The sequence below is a fragment of the Variovorax sp. FW301-JW7 genome, assembly GCF_058788795.1.
In genome coordinates this window covers 124,262-145,074 of record NZ_JBYTBC010000005.1, presented here as the reverse complement: position 1 = coordinate 145,074, position 20,813 = coordinate 124,262, and the positions used below count along the sequence as shown (strand labels likewise).

Sequence of the window (20,813 nt, the reverse complement as noted above, 5' to 3'; positions counted from 1 at the left end):
GTACTGGTGCTGGTGCTGGTGCTGGTGCTGGTGCTGGTGCTGGTGCTGGTGCTGGTGCTGGTGCTGGTGCTGGTGCTGGTGCTGGTGCGGGTGCTGGTGCTGGTGCGGGGGCTGGTGCTGGTGCGGGGGCTGGTGCGGGGGCTGGTGGTGCGGGGGCCTTTGTAGGCACCAGTGCCGCAGTAGGCGCTGCTGCCTTTGCGGGTGCCGCTGCAGGCGCTGGTGCCTTTGCAGGTGCGGGTGCGGGTGGCGCTTCTTTTGGCAAGTTCGCAGCGCGCTCCTCTACAAGCTTCTCTCGCGCATCTGGAGGGCATGCGCGTTGCGTGGCACGACCGTCCTTGCCCGCGTTGCCCTCGGGGGGCAGCGCCTCCCGGTCGTAGGTTTCCTGGTACTTTCGGCGAGCGCTCAGGGAGTCCTTTCGAATGGAGCTGCAAGGATGCATGCCATCGATCGGTGCCACGGCCGAATAGTCGTAGCCCCAATAGCGCGGAAGTGGCTCTTTGCTGCGCGTCTCCTTCCGCGGGTTGAGGCAGGCCGCCAGCGGACTCTGTGCCTCCGGGTTGTATGACTCCACAAGCCCCTTGCAGCCGCGGCTGAACGCATACGGCAAGGCCTTGCTGCACGCGCTGACTGCATCCGAATGGATGCGCACGGCGAGCATGGAATGCCCGAACCAGCCAGCCTCGCCAGCCGGACACAACGTGTCCGCGGTTTTCAGGAGTTCGGCCGCCAGCGCATCGAGTTCAGGAGAGACCTTTTTCGACTGCTCGCCCCGGACGTCGGAGGGTGGCAGCTTGATCCAGAGGTCGGTCAACTCGTCCAATGCCTGGCGTTCCCGCTGCACGCGGCTGGCGCCAGCGACTTTCACGGTATCGATCGCCTGCCACGCCGAAACCCCCAGCGTCGCCGCCGCCCCCAACCCGATCGACGCCCCCACAGCGGTGGCCCCCACGCTGCCGATGAGGCGCCCGCGCGTCGCTTTTTCCTCGCCATTCAGCACAGCGCCCGACAGCGCCACCGCGCAGTCGTCGAGAACAAAATGCGCCGGCGCGTCCTTGACGCAATCCTGGCACAGGGCTTCGATGAACGCCGGACTCAGGTCCTGCGCCAGGACCTGGCCGAGCCGGAAGTAGCTCTCCCACTGCGCCTCCGAGAAGAACTGGTCGGCGGTGGTCTCCTGCGGAAAGGTCGGTGCCGCGCGTTTGAAGTTCTGCAGATCGATCGGCAGACCCTTGCACATGTTCGGTTTGACGATCAGCAGGATGGCGCGCTCCCGCGCTCGCGGTGGTTCACCCTCCACGGCTTCTTCTCTGTCGGCATACGTGACACGGGCCACCGCCAGGCAGGCGTTGCTCGCGTTGGAGGCCAGTTCCTGCAGCGAACCGAATGCGTGCAACGCGCCATAGAAGCCCTCGGGCTCCAATGCCAGTCCGCGCGGGATCTCGTCTGGCAGTGCGCGCCGGGGCCGCAGGAACTCGATCTCGGCCTGCAGGTCGATGCGCGCCTTGCGCACCAGGTTCTCGATATCGCCGAAGGTGTAGTCGGGGTCGGCCCCGCAGTCCGCCACGACGATGACCTCTGCACGCTCCGCGAGCAGTGCATAGGCGCCGGTGTTCTCGAAATGGCCGCCGTCCGTCATGAACCAGTCACGGCCTTGCCTGCCCTCGAAGATTGCCAGCGTCTCGCGCATCAGGCCCAGGGACTTGGTGAGGAAGACCGGCCAGCGCCTCCTCTTTCTATCCTTCTTGAACTTGCTTTTTTTCTCCTCCTCTTCTTCCTTCGGCGGTGGTGGCTGGCGCCACCAGTAACCCAGCCGCACGCCCGCAAACACGAGCAGCGCCGCCACGCCGCCGCGCGTGAGCTTGCCCAGGCCCGGTGCCACGGCGGCACCCGACACCGCCATCCAGCTGCCGAGCGTCATCGGCTCGTCGCTGCGGTCGAGCGCCTTCCAGTTCTCCTGCGCCACCCGCATGAAGCCGCCCGATGCGACGGTCACCAACAGGCCGCGGCGGTCCTGGTTGAAGAGTTGCCCCCTTGGGTCCTTCGTCTGGTTGAGGCACACATTGAGCAGGTGAACCGGCCCTCCGAGGGCCTGTGGCCGGTAGTTCGCAAGAGACACGTCGTCGTCGGGGACGATCGCGTCGACCGGCGCCGTGTTCAGCGTGCGCGACAGCACGGCCGGCACGGGGTCCAGCGCGCCCAGCGGGCCGTGCGCCACGGTTCCGTTGAAGCGTTGCGCGTTGGCCGCTCCCAGGTAGCTGCGGGTCAACCGTGCCCGATAGAAGGCATGCAGCGACGACAGGTTCAGGAATTCCGGTGTCTTTCCCGTGACCCAGAGATAGCCCACCACTGGCACCAGCAACAGCGCCCAGATGAGCCAGGCATCGCAAAAGTCCAGGTCAGCGGTCGGCACGAAGAGCCCACCCAGCACGGCCTTGTAGACCAGCGACACCCACCAGGCAAACAGCAGGAAGGCCAGCACATACCCAAGCAGATGCGCAATGGCCAGCAGGCTCTTCGATGTCGGCCGCCCCGGCACCAGGCTCGATGCAAGCGGCAACACCGTTCGCAGCACCGCCGCCGCCATTGCGAGATAAAGACCCGCGCTCGCCAGCCCCATCTGCTGGAACGCCACATGCCACGCCAGCCGGTCGGCCAACCCGACGATCAGCACGATCACCAGGACGCGGAAACTGCCGGCGAGCTTTTCCGTCAGCTGATTACGCGCCTCGTCGGACTGCAACGAAGGCGACCCCGAGTCCTCGCACTCCGTCAGCACGCCATGCGCCACCCGCACGCCGAGGAACCAGACAGCGACCAACACAGCGCAGCCGCCCCAGAGAAATTGGCGAAGGTCCTCGCCAGCTTCGCTACGGAGATTGCCGAAGCTCCAGGCCACCCCGAGCAGCAGTGCACTCGCGACCAGCACGCCCAGGCAGTTCCTCCAGAATTTGCCGTCTTCGCGCGTGGTTTTCACCCAAGGCACCGCCCAGTAGGCCGATGCATGGACCAGCACAAACACCCCGACCACCGGCAGCCCCAGCCAGACCACCGAGGCCCACGACGGCAGCCACTTGGCCAGCCACGGAAAGTAACCTGCAATCCCGGGCAGGTACCCCACCTCCGCCATGCACCACCAGACCAGCAGATTCGCCCCGGCCAACGCGAGTCCCGCCAGCACGGACACCAGCGCCAGTTCCACGTGCACGCCGATCAGGTTGCGCACGTACAGCGCCACGGCAAAGGTCCGGTCGAGTGGCCCGCGCGGAATCAGGTAGCGACCGTTCGCACGCAGCCACCAGATGAACCAGCTCGCCCCCGCCTTGCCCACTTCGTCCTGGATGCGGTCGAGATCCGCGCGCTTCTGCGCGCGGCTGAAGAGTCGCCCGAGCATCGAGGCGGCGTAGCCACCACCCGATACCGAGGACATCAGGTCGAAACGCAGCAGCGTGCCGCGCCGCGCGAGCGCGCTCAAAACACCGAGGCAGAAGGTGGCGCTGCGAATGCCGCCGCCGGACAGCGCCAGACCCCACTTGCGGTCTGAGCCGGTGAGCGCGGGATCGCCCAGGGCCGCGCGGCGCTGCTCCACCTGCTCGTCGATCTTGCTCATGGCTCTCTCCTCCTGCGCCCGATGCGGCGTCGGCTACATCGCGGCGGCCTGTGTGTACTCCGCCAGCACCCATCCTGCGCGCGCACCCGATGCGGACGCCACGTCCACGCGAATCCATCCGCCCTCGCGCGCCTGCACGACGAGCTTGGAATGCATCACCAGGGGTTCCCCTGCAAGCGCGTGGCCAACGCCGGGGCCCTGGCGCAGGTTGAGGCGCTTCACGCCCACATACCGCACCTCGTCGCTGTCATTCGCAACGTCTCGCCCCAGTGCCTTGCCGCGAATGCCGAGCAACGGAAAGGCGGGACCCGGGTCCTGTTTGCGATCGGGGGCGATGTCGTCGTGCCCCACCACGTCGCTCAGGCCGTAGCGCTGGGTCAGCAGCACCGCCAGCTGCTCGCAGGTCTCGACCTGGGCCGGGGTGTAGGCCTGCCAATACCGATAGGGCAGCCTGGCGTTCTTGTGTCGCGCTTCGACGACCTCGTCTGGATCGAAAGGCAGCGGCTTGCCGTTGCCGAGCCGGAACGCACCCGAGGCCATCTTGAGCAAATAGCCGAAGTTGACGACCTCGATGCCGATCGAATGGGTGTTGATGTCGTGCAGGTCGCCCCAACTGCTTTCGCCGGCGTGCCAGGCGCGCCGGTTGAAGGGCACAAACTGAGTCACGGCGCCGTCGGTGTCCACCAGCAGGTGCGCCGAGACCCGGTTGCTTCCGGTCGTCGACAGAAACGTGGCCTTGGCCGCCGCAAAGTTGCAGGCCGTGTAGTGAAACACCAGCAGCTTGGGCGCAATGGCGCCGCCGTGGTTGGGGCTGGACGCGGCGCCGACGGGCTGGCCCTGGATCTCGCCGCTCAACAGGTCGTTCGCGATGTTCAACATGGCGTCCCCCTTCAGCCGAGGGCCGGCTCGTCACTGGCGAGCGCTGTGCGCGTGTCGCTCCAGGGAGTCGAGCTTGCAGCCACGCCAGCCGCCAAGCCGGTGGCAGCGGCCGTCAGCGCGGCGCCTGCAGTGGCAACGGTGCCTGCCGCGCTGGTGAGTCGCTCGGTGGCCGCGGCGGATGTCGGCGGCGATGCGCCTGCCGGCTCCGAGGCTCCCGGCATGAACTTGCCCGCCACCCCCTCGATGAAATCGGCGCCGGTGTAGCCCGCTGCCGCAATGCCCAGGATGGTGGAAATCTCCACGCCCTTGGTCGGGTCCACCGGGTACAGCGATCCCATCATGGCCAGGGCGGCGGCGGCGCCCGCCACACCACCGATCACGAGGCCCACCACCAACGTCGACACCTTGAAGGCCTCGACCTCGGCGGTCGCTCGCTCCCGGTTGCGTCGGGCGATGCCGGAGATCGATCGAACAAGCTGCCCGATGGCGCCGACGAGCGCGCCCAGCAAGACAGCGCCCGTCCACTGCGAAACCGAATAGGCCATGGCGAATCCCTCCATTGGGCTGTGAATTCAACCCAATGGCGCCCGCCCGCGCATCCCCCGTTTGGGTGAGGGCGCCGCCGAAGCCGCGCCGCTCACCCGTTCGCCATCAGCGCGGCGCCATGCGGATCGCGCCGTCCAGCCGCACGCTCTCGCCGTTGAAATACCCGTTGGTGATCATCAGCTCGGCCAGCGTCGCGTACTCGGCGGGGTTGCCCAGGCGCTTGGGGAAGGGCACCGAGGCGGCCAGCGCGGCCTTCACGTTGTCGGGCGCGCCCTGCAGCAGCGGCGTGTTGAAGATGCCCGGCAGGATGGTGTTCACGCGGATGCCCTCGCCCATGAGGTCGCGCGCGATGGGCAGCGTCATGCCGACCACGCCGGCCTTCGAGGCGGTGTAGGCAGCCTGGCCCATCTGGCCGTCTTGTGCCGCGACCGAGGCGGTGTTGACGATGGCGCCGCGCTCGCCGTCCTCCAGCGCATCGAGCGTGAGCATGCCGGCCGCCGACTTGGCAATGCAGCGGAAGGTGCCCACGAGGTTGATCTGGATGATGCGGTCGAAGTTGGCGAGCGGAAAGTGCTTGATCTCGCCCGAAGCCTTGTCGCGGCTCGCGGTCTTCACCGCATTGCCGGTGCCGGCGCAGTTGACCAGCACGCGCTCCTGGCCGTGCGCGGCGCGGGCCTTGGCGAAGGCCGCGTCGACCTGCTCTTCCGACGTGACATCGACCTTGCAGAACACGCCGCCCAGTTCCTTGGCCAGGGCCTCGCCCTGCTCCACGTTGAGGTCGAACAGCGCGACCTTCACGCCGTGGCTGGCCAGGCGGCGCGCGGTGGCGGCCCCGAGGCCCGAAGCGCCGCCCGTGACGACGGCGGCAATGCTGGAATCGAGTTGCATCTCTTGTTGTCCTTGGATAGAGAGAGAAAGGAAGAAAGAAAGAAAACCGAAAGCGCCTGCCGCTCAGACCGGGTAGTAGCGCAACTTGCGCGCCGCCATCTCGCGCATGCGCGCCGTGGGCACATACGGCGCGCCGAGCGCTGCATGTTTGTCGCACAGCGCGACCACGCGGTCCAGCCCCAGCCAATCGGCGTACTTGAGCGCGCCGCCCGCATAGGCCGGAAAGCCCACGCCGAGCAGCAGCGCCATGTCGAGCTCGGCCGGCGTGGCGACCACGCCGTCTTCGAGCGCGTGCGCGGCTTCGACCACCATCGGCAGCATCATGCGTTCGACGATCTCCGCGTCCGCGAAGTCGCGCCGCCCCTGCGGCTGCAGCGTGGCGACCAGCGCATGCGCCTCGGGCGCGGCCGACTTGCGAGGGCGGCCCGTGGGGTCGTTCTCGTAGCGGTAGAAGCCCGCACCGTTCTTCTGGCCGTAGCGCTTGTTCGCCACCATCAGCTTCACGGCGTTGCGTTCGAGGGCCGGCATGCGCTGCGGGTAGCCCGCGGCGATCACGTCGCCCACGTGCGCGCCCACGTCCATGCCCACCACGTCCTGCAGGTAGGCCGGGCCCATGGGCCAGCCGAAGGCTTCCATCGCGCGATCGACCGCCTCGAAGTCGGCGCCGTCGGCCACCAGCTGCACGAAGGCGTTGATGTACGGCGTGAGGATGCGGTTGACCAGGAAGCCCGGGCAGTCCTTCACCACGATGGGCGTCTTGCCCATGGCCACGGCATAGCCCACGGCGGTGGACACGGCGGCGTCGCGCGTCTTCGCGCCCTGGATCACTTCCACCAGCTGCATCACCGGCACGGGGTTGAAGAAGTGCATGCCGACAAAGTCCTCGGGCCGCGCGAGCGGCTGGGCGATGTCGTCGATGCGCAGGCTCGAGGTGTTCGAGGCGATCACGGTGCCGGGCTTCACGCTGCCTTCCAACGCCGCGAGCACCTTGCGCTTGACCTCGAGGTTTTCGACCACGGCCTCGACCACGCAGTCCACGCTGTCGAAGCCGGCCTCGTCGAGCTGCGGCACGATCGACGCCTGGATGGCATCGGCCTTCGCCTGCGCGAGCCGGCCGTTCTTCACCTGCTTGGCGAGCTGCTTGCCGGCCTCGGCCATGCCCAGGTCGAGCTGCGGCTGCGCGATGTCCTTCATGCGCACCGGCGTGCCGCGCAGCGCGCTGGTGTAGGCGATGCCGCCGCCCATGATGCCGGCGCCGAGCACGGCCGCCTGCTTCACCGGACGGCCTTCGCGCGCGTGGCGCTTGTAGAGCTTCTTGAGCGCCTGGTCGTTGAGAAAGGCCTGCACCAGCGAGGCGGCGGCCTGCGTCTTGGCGACGCGGCCGAAGGCGGCCGACTCGAGGTCGAGCGCACCCGCGCGGTCGCGGCCTGCGGCCTCGGCCATCATCTCGAGCGCGATGAGGGCGGCGGGCTGGTGCTTGCCGCTGCGCGCCGCCACCTGCGTGCGCGCAGTCTCGACCAGCGCACCGGCCTCTTGCTTCGACAGCGCCAGCGGCGCGCGCTTGCGTTGCTGCGCGGCCTGCCAGTCGATCTCGCCGCGCACCGCGCGGTGCAGCAGCGCGAGCGCACGTTCGCGCAGGGCCTCGGGCGCGGCGACCTCGTCGGTCACGCCCGCGGCCAGCGCGGCCGGCGCCTTGGCCGGCTTGCCGCTCGCCACCCAGTCGATGGCCGTGGCCAGGCCCGCCAGGCGCGACAACCGCACCGTGCCGCCGAAGCCGGGGAACAGGCCCAGCTTCACTTCGGGCACGCCGACCTGGGCCGTGTCGGCCATCACGCGCAGCGGCGCAAGCATCGCCAGCTCCAGCCCGCCGCCGAGCGCGAAGCCGTTGATGGCGACCACGCTGGGCACGGCCAGGTCCTCGAAGGCGTTGAACAGCTCGTTGCTGGCGCGCACGCCGCGCGCGATGTCGGCCTCGGCCTGCTGGAAGGTGGCGCCGAACTCGGTGATGTCGGCGCCGACGATGAACACGTCTTTCGCGCTCGTCACCAGCACGCCGCGCACATCGGGCGAGGCCGCGATGCGCTCGGTGGCCTGGCGGAACTCGTCGACGGTGCGCGCGTCGAGCTTGTTGATGGCCTCGCCGCGCCGGTCGAAGCGCAGCTCCACCAGACCGTCCTGCAGCGGCAGGACTTCGATACTTTCGCCTTGGAACAAAGGGGGTCTCCTCGCGGCCGGCGACGCGCCAGCCTGTGGGAAAAAGTTTAGGGACGCGCCCTGCGCGCAGGCATCGTCCGAAGCGACGATTACAGGCGGCCGCGCGCCTGCAGGTAGTCGCGCACCGCCTCGGCGGCGGGGTCGCCGACCACGGCGAACTCGTCGGTGAAGAAGATCGGTGAGGCGGCCAGGTCGATGAAGCGGCGCTCGTCCGCGAGCAGCTCGGCGCTCGCGCGGCGGGCCTCCTCGCGCCGCGCGCCGGTGCGCGCCTCGAGGCTGTCCCACCACAGCTCGGCCACGCCGTCGAAGGGCGCGGGGCTGCCGCGCGGCACGGCCAGCGGCTGCACCAGCGCATCGTCGAGCGTGTGCGACTGCACGTAGCGCCGCAGGCCCAGCACCTCGGCGCGCTCGGCGACGAGCGGTGCGTGCACATTTCGCCAGTGGTGCTGGAACTGGGCGCGGTCCAGGTGCGGCAAGCGCCGCAGGCAGAACACGAGCTTGATCATCGGCGCACCCGGATCAGCCCTTCCTGCGCGACCGAGGCCACGAGCCGGCCGGCGCGGTCGAACAGCGCACCGCGACAGAAGCCCCGCGCATGTTCGGCCGAGGGCGAATCGGCGTCGTACAGCAGCCAGTCGTCGCAGCGGAAGTCGCGGTGGAACCACATCGCGTGGTCCAGGCTCACGCCCTGCACGCCCGGTTGCTGGAACGCGAGGCCGTGCGGCTGCATCGCCACGCCCATGAAGCTGTAGTCGGAGGCGTAGGCCAGCATGGCCTGGTGCAGCAGCGGATCGTCGGGCAGCGCGTCGGCGGTGCGCAGCCAGAGCTGGCTGTGCGGCGGGCGCGGGCCGGCCGTGACGGGGTCGCGCGGATCGACGTAGCGGAACTCGATCGGTCCTTCGACGCGCACGCGCGGACCGGCGCGCGGCGTGAGGTCTTCGGGCGGCGGCGCCTCGGGCATGGCGCACTGGTGCGACACGCCCGCCTCGCGCCGGTGGAACGAGGCCGACATGTGGAAGATCGGCTCGCCGTGCTGGATGGCGACCACGCGCCGCGTCGTGAAGCTCGCGCCGTCGCGGATGCGGTCCACGTCGTAGACGATGGGCGCGGCCTTGTCGCCCGCGCGCAGGAAGTAGCCGTGCAGCGAATGCGCCGCATGCCCGTCGACCGTGCGGGCCGCCGCCATCAGCGCCTGCCCGAGCACCTGGCCGCCGAAGACGGCGGGCGCGCCGATGTCGGTGCTGGTGCCGCGAAACAGGTTCTTCTCGAGCTGTTCGAGCTGCAGCTGCGCGACGAGCGACTGCAGCGCTTGCGCGCGGCCTGCGCTCACGCGGCGTGCTCCGAATAGAACAAGCTGTTCGACCGCGCGCGCTCGCGCAACGCGGCCGTGGGCTTGAAGCGCTCGCCGTGGCGCTGTGCGAGTGCATCGCAACGCGCGACGAAAGCCGCGAGGCCGACGGTCTCGATGTACGAGAGCGTGCCGCCGGTCCAGTCGGGGTAGCCCAATGCGAGCACGGCGCCGAGGTCGGCTTCGACTGGCTGCTTCAGCACGCCTTCTTCGAGGCAGCGCGCCGCTTCGAGCGCGAGCAGGGACAGCAGGCGTTCGCCGACGGCGCGGGCGTCGGGCTGCGGTGTGGCGGTCTGTGTCGCGGTGGCTTCAGCGGTCAGCGGGCCTTCGGCCAGTCCGGCCTGCCGCGCGGCATTCGCAATCAACGCGGGCGACACGCCTTCCGACAGCAGCGCTTGGCCTTCACTTCGGTACAGCTGCCGCAGACGTTCGACATACGCGGTGCTGATCGCGCTGAGGTCGCCCTTGCGCCGCAGCGCCGCACCCCGGTTCACGAACAGCGTGCGCATCAGGTTGCGCGCCACCGGGCCGGCCAGCAGAGGGCCGAAGCACTGCGCCTCGACCGCCAGGCCCGCGTCCATCGGCAGCTGCGTGCCTTCGTACACGGCCGACAGGATGGCCAGCGGCGCCGGCAGCTGGTCGTGCGTGTCGCGCCGCACCTGCGCCAGCGTGGCGCCGAAGCTGGCGCCCGCATGCGGTGCCAGCGCGCCTGCGCCGCCCGGCACCTGGAAGCCCTTCACGTCCCACGGCTGCTGGCCGGCGTCGGGGTGGTCGAGCACCCAGCGACGGGCCACGGCCACGAGCTGGTCGGCCGGCGCGAGCGCATCGACCATGCCCAGCGCCAGCGCCTCGGCCGGCACCACATGCCGGCCCGACAGCAGCAGCGGCAGTGCGCGCGCAATGCCGATGAGGCGCGGCAGCCGCTGCGTGCCGCCGCCCACGGGCAGCAGGCCGACCGTGACCTCGGGCAGCCCGACCACCGCGCGCGCTTCGTCGAGCAGCACGCGGTGATGGCAGGCCAGTGCGAGTTCGAAGCCGCCGCCCAGCGCCACGCCGTTGATGGCCACCGCCACGGGCTTGCCGCAGCGCTCCAGCTCGCGCAGCGCACGCCCGCCGGGTGCGATCGCCTCGATGGCCTCGGCCGCGCCGCCGCCCGTGGCATGGAAGCCCACGAGGTCCTTGAGGTCGGCCCCGGCCATGAAGCCGCTGGCCTTGCCCGAGGTGATGACCGCGCCGCGCACGTCGGCGCGCTGCGCGATCTGCGCCACGGCCTCGCGCAGGTCGGCCGTGAAGCCGGGCGTGAACACGTTCATCGGCCGCTCGGGCACGTCGAGGGTGAGGAGCGCGACGCCGTCGGCATCGACCTCGAATCGGATGTGGGAAGGCATAGAAAAAAAGGAAAGAGAAGACGTGCTGCTCAGACGCGCTCGATCACCAGCGCGGTCGATTGCCCCGCCGCGGCGCACAGCGTGACCAGGCCCAGCCGCGCGTCGCGCCGTTCCAGCTCGTCGAGCAGCGTGCCCGTGAGGATCGCGCCGGTCGCGCCCAGCGGGTGGCCCAGCGCGATGGCGCCGCCGTTCACGTTGATGCGCGCGGGGTCGATGTCGAAATGCCGCGCATAGCGCATCGGCACCACCGAGAAGGCTTCGTTGACCTCGAACAGGTCGATGTCGCCGATGCTCAGGCCGCAGCGCGCCAGCAGGCGCTCGGTGGCGGGCATGGGGCCGCCCAGGCTCAGCAGCGGCTCGTCGGCGCACGAGGCGCTGCCGACGATGCGCGCGCGCGGCTTCAATCCGTTGCGCGTGCCGTAGTCGCGGTTGCCCAGCAGCACCGCGCAGGCGCCGTCGACGATGCCGCTCGAATTGCCGCCGGTGTGGATCGGCGCGATGTGCGAGAGCTGCGGGTAGCGCTGCAGCAGGATGGCTTCGTAGCCCTGCGCGGCCACGCCCGCGAAGGCGGGCTTGAGCTTGGCCAGGTCGGCCATCGTGGTGCCGGGGCGGTTGGCCTCGTCCTTCGCGAGCACGGTGCGGCCGAGCCGGTCGCGCACGGGCACGAGCGAGCGGTCGAAGCGGCCCTCGGCCTGCGCCACGGCGGCGCGGCGCTGGCTTTCCATGGCGTAGGCATCGACCGCCTCGCGGTCCACGCCGTCGAGCATGGCCATGAGGTCGGCCGCCACGCCGTTGGGGATGTAGGGGTAGCGCTGGCCCACGGCGGGGTCGGTGTAGACCGCGCCGCCGTCGCTGCCGATGGTCACGCGCGACATCGACTCCACGCCGCCGCCGATCACCGCGTCGGCCTGGCCCGAGGCCACGAGGCCGAAGCCCATCTTCAGCGTGTCGAGTGCCGAGGTGCAGAAGCGGTTGAGCTGGAAGCCCACCACGCTGTCGCCGTAGCCGGCCGACAGCAGCGCGACGCGCGCGATGTCGGCGCCCTGCTCGCCCACGGGCATCACCACGCCCAGGCCCACGTCCTCGATCTGCGCGGGGTCGAGCGCGTGGCGTTCGCGCAGCGCCTGCAGCACCTGGGTGGCCAGCTGCACCGGCGTGATGGGGTGCAGCGCACCGTCGGCGCGGCCCTTGCCGCGCGGCGTGCGCACGTGGTCGTAGATGAAAACGTCGTCGGTCATGGGCAGGGCGCCGCCCGGGTGCGCAAGGCCACCGGATGCAGGGGAATTCAGTTTGTCTGCGGCCAGTTTAGGAAGCAGAATCGGTGGCCGGAATCGTCGGAAGCGACGGAATTTCCAGGCACTCACTCCCCCTTCGCGATGCCTGCTCCAGCCCCCGTTCCCCCTTCTTCGCTCCGGATTCTCGAGACCAAGCTGAACCCGCCGGCCTTCGTGGCCACGCAGGTGCCACGCACCGCCATCAGCGAAGAGATCGCCGCCGCGACCGTCAAGCTCGTGCTGGTGCGCGCGCCCGCCGGCTTCGGCAAGACCACCGCCATGGCGCAGATCCGCGAGCGCATGGACGCGCAGGGCATCGCCACCGCATGGCTCACGCTCGACCGCGCCGACAACGACGTGTCGCGCTTTCTCAACTGCCTGGCCGAGGCCGTGCAGCGCATCGGCGTGGACGAGCCCGCAAGCCACGCGCCCTTCGACGCCGTGGCCGCGCTGGCCGCGCACGACTCGCCCTTCACGCTGTTCCTGGACGACTTCGAGGTGGTGCAGGAGCCCGCCGTGCTGGGCCTCGTGCGCGAGCTGGTGGAGCACCTGCCGCGGCGCGGGCAGATCGTGATCGGCTCGCGCAGCCTGCCCGACCTGGGGCTGGGCCGGCTGCGCGCGCGCGGCCAGCTCATCGAGATCGACACCGACCGCCTGCGCTTCTCGCTGGAAGAAACCAGCGCCTTCATCGGTCTGCGCCAGGCCCATGCGCCGCATGCCGCCGCGCAGCCGCCGCAGGCGCTGCCGGCCGACCTGCTCTCGCAGCTGCACCGCAAGACCGAAGGCTGGGTGGCGGCCATCTGGCTGGCGTCGATGGCGCTGGAGCGGCACGGCATCGAGACCGGCTTCATCGAACGCTTCTCGGGGTCCGACCGCGCCGTGGCCGACTACCTGGCCGAGGACGTGCTCGCGCACCAGCCGCCCGAGATCCACGACTTCCTGCTGCGCACCAGCATCCTGCGCCAGCTCGACGCCTCGGTGTGCCAGGCGCTCAACCCGCGCGGCGACAGCGCCGTCATCCTCGAGCAACTGGCCGCCGCCAACCTGTTCCTCACGCCCGTGAGCGGCGATGCCGGCGGCGAGGTGCGCGCGTGGCGCTACCACAGCCTCTTTGCCGACTTCCTGCGCGCACAGCTGGCGCGCGAGCGGCCCGGCGAGCTCGCGCGGCTGCACCTGGCGGCCTCGGGCTGGTACGAGTCGCACGGCCGGCCCGTGCCCGCCATCGACCATGCCATCGAAGGCGGCGACCATCCGCACGCGCTCACGCTGCTCGACAGCTACGCCGAGCAGTTCCTCGAGCAGGGTCGCATGCGCATGCTGGCGCGCTGGTTCTCGGCCATCCCTGAACATCAGCTGCGCGAGCATCCGTTCCTGCAGCTCATCGCGCTGTGGGCCACCTGCTTCACGCACGGCCCGTGGGACGCCATGCGGCTGCTCGAACAGTCGGGCTGCCTCGACAGCCCCATTCCCGAGGTGCGCGCCAACGCCCACACGCTCATTCCGCTGCTGCTGGCGATGGAAGACCAGCACGATGCCGCCTACGAGGCCGGCCGCGAAAGCCTCGCACGCCTGCCCACCGGCCTCGCCTTTGCCGAGGGCGTGCTGCTCAACGCCATGGCCCACATCCTCGCCGTGCGCGGCGACCAGCGCGAAGCGCAGCGCCTGCTCGAGGCCGCGCGGCGCGAGCAGGGCAACAGCACCTTCAACCGCATGTACACCGAGTCGCTCGCGGGCCTGTTTGACCTCACCGAAGGCCGGCTGCGCCAGGCCACCGCGCGGCTGCGCATGGCGGTCGACTCCACGCATGCCGTGTCGTACAACCACAGCCACGGCAACGCCTGGGCCGGCGTGCTGTACGCGGGCGCCGTGTACGAGACCAACCAGCTGGTGCAGGCCGAGCACCTGCTGAACGTGTACCTGCCGCTGGCGCGCGACGTGGGCCTGCCCGACCACATGATCCTGAGCCACGTCATGCGCTCGCGCATCGCTTTTCACGCGGGCGACATCGACGCCGCGTTCCAGGCCCTGACCGAACTCGAATACCTGGGCCACCACCGCCAGCTGCCGCGCGTGGTGGCGGGCGCCAAGCTGGAGCGCGCCCACATGCTGCTGCTGCAGGGCAACGGCCCCGCCTCGCGCGACGAGCTGCAGCGCGCCGACGACCCCGAGCTGTGGGAGCGCGAGCGCCGCCAGCGCCTGCCCGCGCACGACCTCGACTACCTCGCGCTCGCGCGGGCGCGGTGGGACATCGCCTTCGGCGACGCGCGCGCGGCCCTCACCGTGCTCGACGCCGAACTGCACGCCGCCGTGGCCGCCAACCGCAACCGCCGCGCGCTCAAGCTGCGCGTGTTGCGCGCGCTGGCACTGCAGCGCGCGGGCGACCTCGCCACCGCCATCGAAGAAATCGGCGCCGTGCTGCAGGCCGCGAGCCAGGAAGGCTTTGTGCGGCTGATCCTCGACGAAGGCCCGGCCGTGGGCACGCTGGTGCACCGCTATGCCGCCGCGATGCAGCAAGAGGCCGGCGCCGTGGCGCCCGTGCTGCGCAGCGACCCGATCCTGGCCGACTACCTGCAGCGGCTGCTGCAGGTGCTGGGCCCGCCGCCCTCGCCGATCGACGCCGAGGCGCCCTCGGGCGACGCCACCAAGGAGCCGCTCACGCGCAAGGAGATCCGCGTGCTGCAGCTCCTGGCCGAGGGCTACTCGAACAACGCCATGGGCGAGAAGCTGTTCGTGTCCGAAAGCACGGTGCGCACGCACCTGCGCAACATCCACATGAAGCTGGGTGCGAAGCGGCGCACGGAGGCGGTGGCGATTGCGCGCAAGCTGGGCGTGATCCGCTAGCCCGAAAAAAAAGGGCCCGCCCGCCGACACATGGCAGACGGGCCCCAACCCTCGCCTCTCGTCAGAACGACACGTTCAGATTCGCCTTCACCGACTGGTCGTGCGCCTTGCCGCCGAACTGGCCGCCGTAAGCCACGCCGAAGGTCGCACGCGGCGAGAACGCGAAGTCCAGGCCCAGTTGCAGCACCGCCGCGTTCTTCGCGACCGCGACACCCGCGATGTCCGAGAAGCCGGTGGCGCCCGGCAGCGCGACGCTCGTGAACGGCGTCAGGTCGCCGTAGGCGCGGCGCCAGCCGACCATGCCCTTGAGCGTGGCGTCGACGTTGCCCAGGCGCACCGCGGTCGATGCGCGCAGGCCCAACGTCGACAGCCCGACGTTCGCGCTGCCGCTGCGCACCTGCAGCGCCGCCCACGTGCCGCGCTCCGAGAACGCGTCGGTGTGCAGCGTGACGTGCGCGAGGTTGGCGAAGGGCTCCAGCGCCACGTCGCCGGCGGCCAGGCTGTAGCCCACTTCGCCGAAGACCTGCGTGGTCGATGCGTCGTGGTTGCTCTTGAGCGAATTCGACAGGCCCGCCATGCGCGCCTGCCGCGTGGTGTCCACGTCGTGCCGCGCGTAGGCCGCGCCGGCGCGCAGGGCCCACGCACCGAGCGTGGTGCCGCCGTACAGTCCCAGGTGGTAGCTGGTGGCATCGCCCGAGGACGAACGCGCGTCCACGTCGATCTTGCTGCGGCTGTAGCCGCCGGCGACGCCCAGGCGCCAATCGTCGCCCACGCGTGCGTCGCCGCCCATCAGCAGGCCGTCGACCGAGCGGCCGAGCCGCGCGGCGTTGCCGTCGCCGCGCGTGTGGCCGGTGGAATGCAGGGCCTGGCTCCAGAAGACGGTGTCGCGCGTGGTGGGGTCGGCGGCGCGCGAACGGCCGCCGCCGTCGCTCACCTGCACCGGCGCGGTCGATGCGCCGGCCGTGCCGGCCGATGCGCGCAGACGCTCCAGCGCGGCCTCGCGCACGAAGCGGCTGTCTTCGATGAGCGCGGTCTTCGCGGAGGCATGCACTTCGCCCGAGAGGCTGTCGAAGGCCGCGCGCGCGGCCGGTGCGCTCTCCAGCTGCAGTGCAGCCGCCAGCGCCGGGCTCCAGGCCGCCGCGCCCTCGAGGTGGTCGCCCATCGCGCGCTGGTTGGCCGACCGCGCCACCGAGGCGAAACGCAGGCTGTTGCGTGCCAGCTCGGTGTAGACCTGGTTCGGCGTGTAGCCCAGGGACGGCGAGACGAAGAGGTACCTGCTCGCGGCGTCGAGCGCGGTGAAGGTGCCGCTCACGCCGCCTTGCGCATCGAGCAGCGTGTAGCGGGTGCCGGGCGCGTAGTCGCCGAGCACGCGCACCGTGCCGCCATCGAGCGTGGCTTTGCCGCTCACGTCGAGCCGGTCGGCCTGTGCGCCGCCGCCCAGTTCCGCCTCGTAGGCCGAGCCCGGCGCGAAGCGCGCGTCGCCGGCCACGTGCAGCGTGCCGACCGAGTTGCCCGGTGCGACCGTGCCGCCCGCCGCCACGTGCAGGGGGCCGACCGTGCCCACGCCTTGCAGCCGTCCGCCCGACAGCACCTGCATCTGGCCCCCCAGCGTGCCGTTGACCGACAGCATGCCCTGCGCCACCGAGGTCTTGCCGGTGAACACGGCGGAGTCGCCCGTGAGGTAGAAGCCGCCCGCGCCCGCCTTGACGAGGCCGCCGCTGCCGCTGAAGCGGCCCGTGAACAGCGTCGAACGGTCGTCGCCGCCGGTGGTCAGCGTGCCGGTGCCCACGGCGACGTCGCCCGCGCCCGACAGCGAGCCGATGGTGGCGTCGAAGCCGTTGAGGTCGAGCCGGGCCTTGCCGGCCACCGTGAACGCGCTGGCGCGCGACAGCCCCGTGGCCGAGCCCGCGCGCAGCGTGCCGCCCTGCACCCAGGTCGCGCCGCTGTAGCTGTTGGCGCCGCTCAGGGTGGTGGTGCCCTCGCCGCTGGCGCCGCCGGTGGTGCGCAGGTGGCCTGCGCCGGTAATGTTGTAGGCGAAGTCGTAGGCGTCGGCGCGGTCGATGGCCAGCACGGCGCCTGCGTCGATGGCCACGTGGCTGGTGATGGAACCGCTGGTGCCGCCGTCGCCCAGCGCGAGCTCGCCGGCCTGGATGCGCGTGTCACCCGAGTAGGTGTTGGTGCCCGTGAGCACCAGCCGCCCGGCGCCGGCCTTCACGAGGCTGCCGCGGTAGTCTTCGTCGGTCTTGCTGCGCAGGTGGGTCAGGCGGTCCCAGTCGACGTTGATCACCATGGCCTTGGCATCGACGGCGGCCATGATGTCGGCCTCGGAGACCGTCAGGACCGATCCAAGGAAGGCCCAATAGGGAGTGCCTGGCCCAATGGATTTTCGAACGCTTTCGAACCACTCGGCGTCGCGCTGTGCGAGCGGATTGGCTTTCGCGGCGGCCAGAGCGCCGGCATAGTCGCCGCCCGACAACATGGCCTCGCGCAATGCCTTGAGGAGCACGACGGCCTCCTCGCCGAGGGGTTTGAAGGTGTCCAAGGCAATCGGCCCGGTGACAAGCGCACCCAGGCGCACGATCTCGGCGGCTTCTTCCTTCTTGCGCTGCACCAGCCCCGTTTCCGAGATGTCGTTGCGCCACGTGTCGGACGTGCCGCCGGGCATGTCGATGACCGTGCGCTTGAGCAGCTGGCCGGGCCCCTTCATGGCGTTCTCGAGGTTGACGAGGCCCCAGCCGATCACCTCGTCGGGCGCCGCCTGGCGCGTGCCGTCGAGCTTGGTGGCCGTGGTGAGCAGTACCTGCAGGGCCTGCTCGTTGTTCATGTAGGGAAAGCGCTCCATGATGAGGCCCAGGGCCCCCGTGGCATGCGGCGCCGCCATCGAGGTGCCGGTGTAGGTCCCGTAGGCCCCATCGAACACCGTGCTCGTGATGTTGGCGCCCGGGGTGGCCACGCACCAGTACTTGGCGATGCCGCATCGGTTGAGGTTGTCGGAATGCTGGTAGCCCTTCTTGTCCCATGTTTGCGCGACGCCCGTCACCGTCAACCAGTGCCCCTCCACGTCGGGCCTGAAATACGGCAGCGCCCCGCGCGCCGCCGGGTTGGCCTGGCCCTGGTTGTCGGCGGCGAACACCTGGATGACCCCCTCCTTGCCATCGGCCTGGGACTTCGTCGCGTCGATCGCGGCATCGACCCAGGACGGCCCGCGCAGGTACTGCAGGTAGTCGACGGTGACCCTTTCAGCGGTACTGAAATCCGAACGGTCGGGGTTGCCCCAGCTGTTGTTGATGACCCGCACGCCGGCGTCGCGCATGCCCTGGTAGAGGTTGCGGAAGTTCTCGGTGGTGGCGTAGCGGTAGCTGTCCGGGCTCAGCCCGGCACTCGACTTCAGCGCGTCGGGCGCATTGGTGTTGCCCACGAACACGTTGGCATTGAATGCCACGCCGTGCATGTTGTTCTTGATGTCCTGCCCGTCCCGGCTCGCGCCCACGGTGCCGGACACGTGGGTGCCGTGGAAACCGTAACCCGCGTCCTTGCTGTTCAGCACGGAACCATCCGGCGCGAACTCGCTGTACGCCCCGTTGGACGTCGCCGTCACCAGCGCCGTGAAGCGGTCCAGCGGCAGCTCGCGCGTATGGCGCACGTCGAACCCCGAATCGATGACGCCCAGCTTCACGCCCTTGCCGGTGAACCCCGCCGCGTAGGCGTACTCGGTCTTCATCGCCCCGAGCCCCCAGTCGGCCAGGAACTCCTTCGTGCGCCAGCTGGCGGGGTCGCCGATCATGCCGGGGTCGCCCGGATAGGCCTGCGCGCCGGCCGCGGTGGCCAGCATCGAACCCAGCACGCAAGCAGCGGCGCGGGCCACGGCCTTGCGCTTGAACTTCGGTGATCTCGTCATGACGGAACGAACCCTCTCTGTTTTGGAATGGAATGAAAAGACCGTTGCCCTGCCGGTGAAGCCATGTCAGGAAGACATCGCGCACGGGCCGGTTAACGGTCGTTAAATTCTGGAAAGAGGGGTCGTTCTTTGTGATCTCGTCGGGGCTGGCTCCGATACTTTGAAATCCGGTCGCTGGAGTTTTTCCCTAGGTTGCGGCGCTTCAGGCTGCGAGCCGCTGCCGCTTGTCCTGCGCGTCGCGCCCCGCGATGTGCTCGCGCGCGCGCTTCCAGTCGTCGTCCTGCCACTGCGACATGCGCGAGAAATTCCCGCCCGTGGCCTGGAACTGCGCGCCGTCGATGGCGATGGTCTGGCCGTTGACGTACTCCGAGCCCGGGCCGAGCAGGTAGGCCGCGAGGTTGGCCAGCTCGGGCATGCGGCCGTTGCGCTCCATCGGGTTGCGTTCGGCCTTGTGCTCGCCGCCGCCGGGGTTCAGCCGCGCGCTCATGCCCTCGGTGGGGAACAGGCCCGGCGCGATGGCGTTGAAGCGGATGCCGCGCCCGGCCCACTCGACCGCGAGCGATTGCGTCATGGCATGCAGCCCGGCCTTCGACATGGCCGAGGGCACGGTGAAGGGCGAGCCGTTCCACACCCAGGTGGTGAGGATCGACAGCACCGACGCGGCCTTGCCCTCTGCGAGCCAGCGTTTGCCGCATTCGAGCGTCATGCAGAAGCTGCCGCGAAAAACGATGCTCGAGATGGCATCGAAGGCGCGCGGCGACAGGTCTTCGGTGCGGCTCACGAAGTTGCCCGCGGCGTTGTTGACCAGGCCGTCGAGCGCGCCGCCGTCGGCCCAGATTTCATCGAGCATCTCGGTGATCTGCGTGTCGTGGCGGATGTCGCAGGTCTTGGGCGTCACGCGCCCGCCGTGCAGGTGCATCAGCTCGGCCGCCGTTTCTTCGAGCACGGGGGCGCGGCGCCCGCAGATGTACACGTGGGCGCCGAGCAGCAGCAGCGCCTCGCTCATCACGCGGCCCAGGCCGCTGCCGCCGCCGGTCACGAGGTAACGGCGGCCGGCCAGCAGGCCGGGCTTGAACATCAGGTCGTCGAGGGTCATGGGAATCCTTGTGTGCGGTCCGTTGGAATTCGGGCTGAAGCTCAGCGCCCCGTGTAGACGGGCGCTCGCTTCTCGAGGAAGGCGCTCATGCCTTCGCGGAAATCGCGGGTCTGGGTGCACAGCACCTGGTTGCGGTCTTCCATGGCAATCACCGCTTCCATGCTGCCGGCGTCCACGGCGATGCCGAGCGCCTCCTTGGTCAGGCGCAGCGCCACGGGCGTCGCGTTGAGCATGTCGTCGGCGAGCGCCTGCGCCTCGGCCTGCAGCGCGGGCAGCGCGTCGACGCGGCTCACGAGGCCCAGTGCATAGGCGCGTTGCGCGCCCATGAAGCGGCCGGTGAGCATGTACTCGGCCGCGACCGAGCTGCCGACCATGCGCGGCAAAAAGTAGCTCACGCCCACGTCGCAGGCCGACAGGCCGATGCGGATGAAGGCGGCGTTCATGCGCGCGTCGGGCGTGGCCAGGCGCACGTCCGACGCCAGCGCGAGCGCAAAGCCGCCGCCGCTGGCCGCGCCCTGCACCACGCTGACGATGGGCTGCGGGCAGCGCCGCATGGCCAGCATGATGTCGCGGATGCCCTTCTGCTGTTCGAGCATGTCGGCCACGCCGAGGTCTTCGCCGCCCACCTGTTCCTTCAGGTCGAGCCCGGCGCAGAAGGCGCGGCCCGCGCCCTGCAGCACGACCACGCGCTCGGGGCTGCGTGCATTGAGCCCTTCGAAGTAGTCGCGCAGCGCGCGCACCAGCACCGGGTCGAGCGCGTTCAGGCGCTCGGGGCGGTTCAGCGTGAGCCAGGCGACCTCGCCGCGCCGCTCGATCTGCAGCACCTCGTTCATC

Annotated in this window: 13 protein-coding genes; 1 reads left to right on the top strand and 12 read right to left on the bottom strand. The window is 70.1% G+C overall.

All coding sequences use genetic code 11. The features are described from left to right. From AC3WQM_RS15785 to AC3WQM_RS15745, 9 genes are all read right to left on the bottom strand, one after another. Positions 1-3,607 (bottom strand): patatin-like phospholipase family protein (locus AC3WQM_RS15785; RefSeq protein ID WP_492679984.1); only part of this gene is annotated, 3,607 nt, incomplete at its 3' end. Between the two features lie 33 nt (positions 3,608-3,640). Further along, a complete protein-coding gene (locus AC3WQM_RS15780) occupies positions 3,641-4,486 on the bottom strand; it encodes an N-acetylmuramoyl-L-alanine amidase (RefSeq protein ID WP_492679982.1) in 846 nt (281 codons plus the stop codon). Positions 4,487-4,497: 11 nt separating this feature from the next. Further along, a complete protein-coding gene (locus AC3WQM_RS15775; RefSeq protein WP_492679980.1) occupies positions 4,498-5,031 on the bottom strand; it encodes a hypothetical protein in 534 nt (177 codons plus the stop codon). 106 nt (positions 5,032-5,137) lie between these two features. Further along, a complete protein-coding gene (locus tag AC3WQM_RS15770) occupies positions 5,138-5,920 on the bottom strand; it encodes an SDR family NAD(P)-dependent oxidoreductase (protein WP_062478161.1) in 783 nt (260 codons plus the stop codon). 63 nt (positions 5,921-5,983) lie between these two features. Continuing rightward, positions 5,984-8,134, bottom strand: coding sequence for a fatty acid oxidation complex subunit alpha FadB (gene fadB, locus AC3WQM_RS15765; protein ID WP_492679978.1), 2,151 nt, complete (start codon positions 8,132-8,134; stop codon positions 5,984-5,986). Between the two features lie 89 nt (positions 8,135-8,223). Further along, positions 8,224-8,640 carry an EthD domain-containing protein gene (locus tag AC3WQM_RS15760; protein WP_487850234.1) on the bottom strand — a complete coding sequence of 139 codons (417 nt, stop codon included), beginning with the start codon at positions 8,638-8,640 and terminating at the stop codon, positions 8,224-8,226. After that, positions 8,637-9,464: an acyl-CoA thioesterase gene (locus tag AC3WQM_RS15755; protein WP_492679976.1), complete on the bottom strand. Its 828-nt coding sequence runs from the start codon at positions 9,462-9,464 to the stop codon at positions 8,637-8,639. The genes AC3WQM_RS15760 and AC3WQM_RS15755 overlap by 4 nt, the downstream gene beginning before the upstream one ends. Next, on the bottom strand, positions 9,461-10,870 hold the full coding sequence (locus AC3WQM_RS15750) for an enoyl-CoA hydratase-related protein (RefSeq protein ID WP_492679974.1): 1,410 nt from the start codon (positions 10,868-10,870) through the stop codon (positions 9,461-9,463). The genes AC3WQM_RS15755 and AC3WQM_RS15750 overlap by 4 nt, the downstream gene beginning before the upstream one ends. Before the next feature lie 29 nt (positions 10,871-10,899). Next, on the bottom strand, positions 10,900-12,108 hold the full coding sequence (locus AC3WQM_RS15745; RefSeq protein ID WP_492679972.1) for an acetyl-CoA C-acetyltransferase: 1,209 nt from the start codon (positions 12,106-12,108) through the stop codon (positions 10,900-10,902). Between the two features lie 138 nt (positions 12,109-12,246). On the opposite strand from AC3WQM_RS15745, the gene AC3WQM_RS15740 reads away from it, so the two are divergent. Next, complete coding sequence (locus tag AC3WQM_RS15740; RefSeq protein WP_062478179.1) at positions 12,247-14,985, top strand: winged helix-turn-helix domain-containing protein; 2,739 nt, start codon at positions 12,247-12,249, stop codon at positions 14,983-14,985. A gap of 61 nt (positions 14,986-15,046) precedes the next feature. On the opposite strand, the gene AC3WQM_RS15735 is transcribed toward AC3WQM_RS15740, so the two are convergent. From AC3WQM_RS15735 to AC3WQM_RS15725, 3 genes are all read right to left on the bottom strand, one after another. Beyond that, a complete protein-coding gene (locus AC3WQM_RS15735) occupies positions 15,047-18,883 on the bottom strand; it encodes an autotransporter domain-containing protein (RefSeq protein WP_492679970.1) in 3,837 nt (1,278 codons plus the stop codon). Positions 18,884-19,085: 202 nt separating this feature from the next. After that, complete coding sequence (locus AC3WQM_RS15730; RefSeq protein WP_159272831.1) at positions 19,086-19,979, bottom strand: SDR family oxidoreductase; 894 nt, start codon at positions 19,977-19,979, stop codon at positions 19,086-19,088. Positions 19,980-20,020: 41 nt separating this feature from the next. After that, complete coding sequence (locus tag AC3WQM_RS15725) at positions 20,021-20,812, bottom strand: enoyl-CoA hydratase/isomerase family protein (RefSeq protein ID WP_492680378.1); 792 nt, start codon at positions 20,810-20,812, stop codon at positions 20,021-20,023. Between the last annotated feature and the right edge of the window lies 1 nt (position 20,813).

Coding starts and splice junctions, on each gene's coding strand:
- AC3WQM_RS15750 (WP_492679974.1), bottom strand. CDS start 10,870: ATGCCTTCCCACATCCGATTCGAGGTCGATGCCGACGGCGTCGCGCTC.
- AC3WQM_RS15760 (WP_487850234.1), bottom strand. CDS start 8,640: ATGATCAAGCTCGTGTTCTGCCTGCGGCGCTTGCCGCACCTGGACCGC.
- AC3WQM_RS15745 (WP_492679972.1), bottom strand. CDS start 12,108: ATGACCGACGACGTTTTCATCTACGACCACGTGCGCACGCCGCGCGGC.
- AC3WQM_RS15725 (WP_492680378.1), bottom strand. CDS start 20,812: ATGAACGAGGTGCTGCAGATCGAGCGGCGCGGCGAGGTCGCCTGGCTC.
- AC3WQM_RS15780 (WP_492679982.1), bottom strand. CDS start 4,486: ATGTTGAACATCGCGAACGACCTGTTGAGCGGCGAGATCCAGGGCCAG.
- AC3WQM_RS15770 (WP_062478161.1), bottom strand. CDS start 5,920: ATGCAACTCGATTCCAGCATTGCCGCCGTCGTCACGGGCGGCGCTTCG.
- AC3WQM_RS15735 (WP_492679970.1), bottom strand. CDS start 18,883: ATGACGAGATCACCGAAGTTCAAGCGCAAGGCCGTGGCCCGCGCCGCT.
- AC3WQM_RS15775 (WP_492679980.1), bottom strand. CDS start 5,031: ATGGCCTATTCGGTTTCGCAGTGGACGGGCGCTGTCTTGCTGGGCGCG.
- AC3WQM_RS15730 (WP_159272831.1), bottom strand. CDS start 19,979: ATGACCCTCGACGACCTGATGTTCAAGCCCGGCCTGCTGGCCGGCCGC.
- AC3WQM_RS15740 (WP_062478179.1), top strand. CDS start 12,247: ATGCCTGCTCCAGCCCCCGTTCCCCCTTCTTCGCTCCGGATTCTCGAG.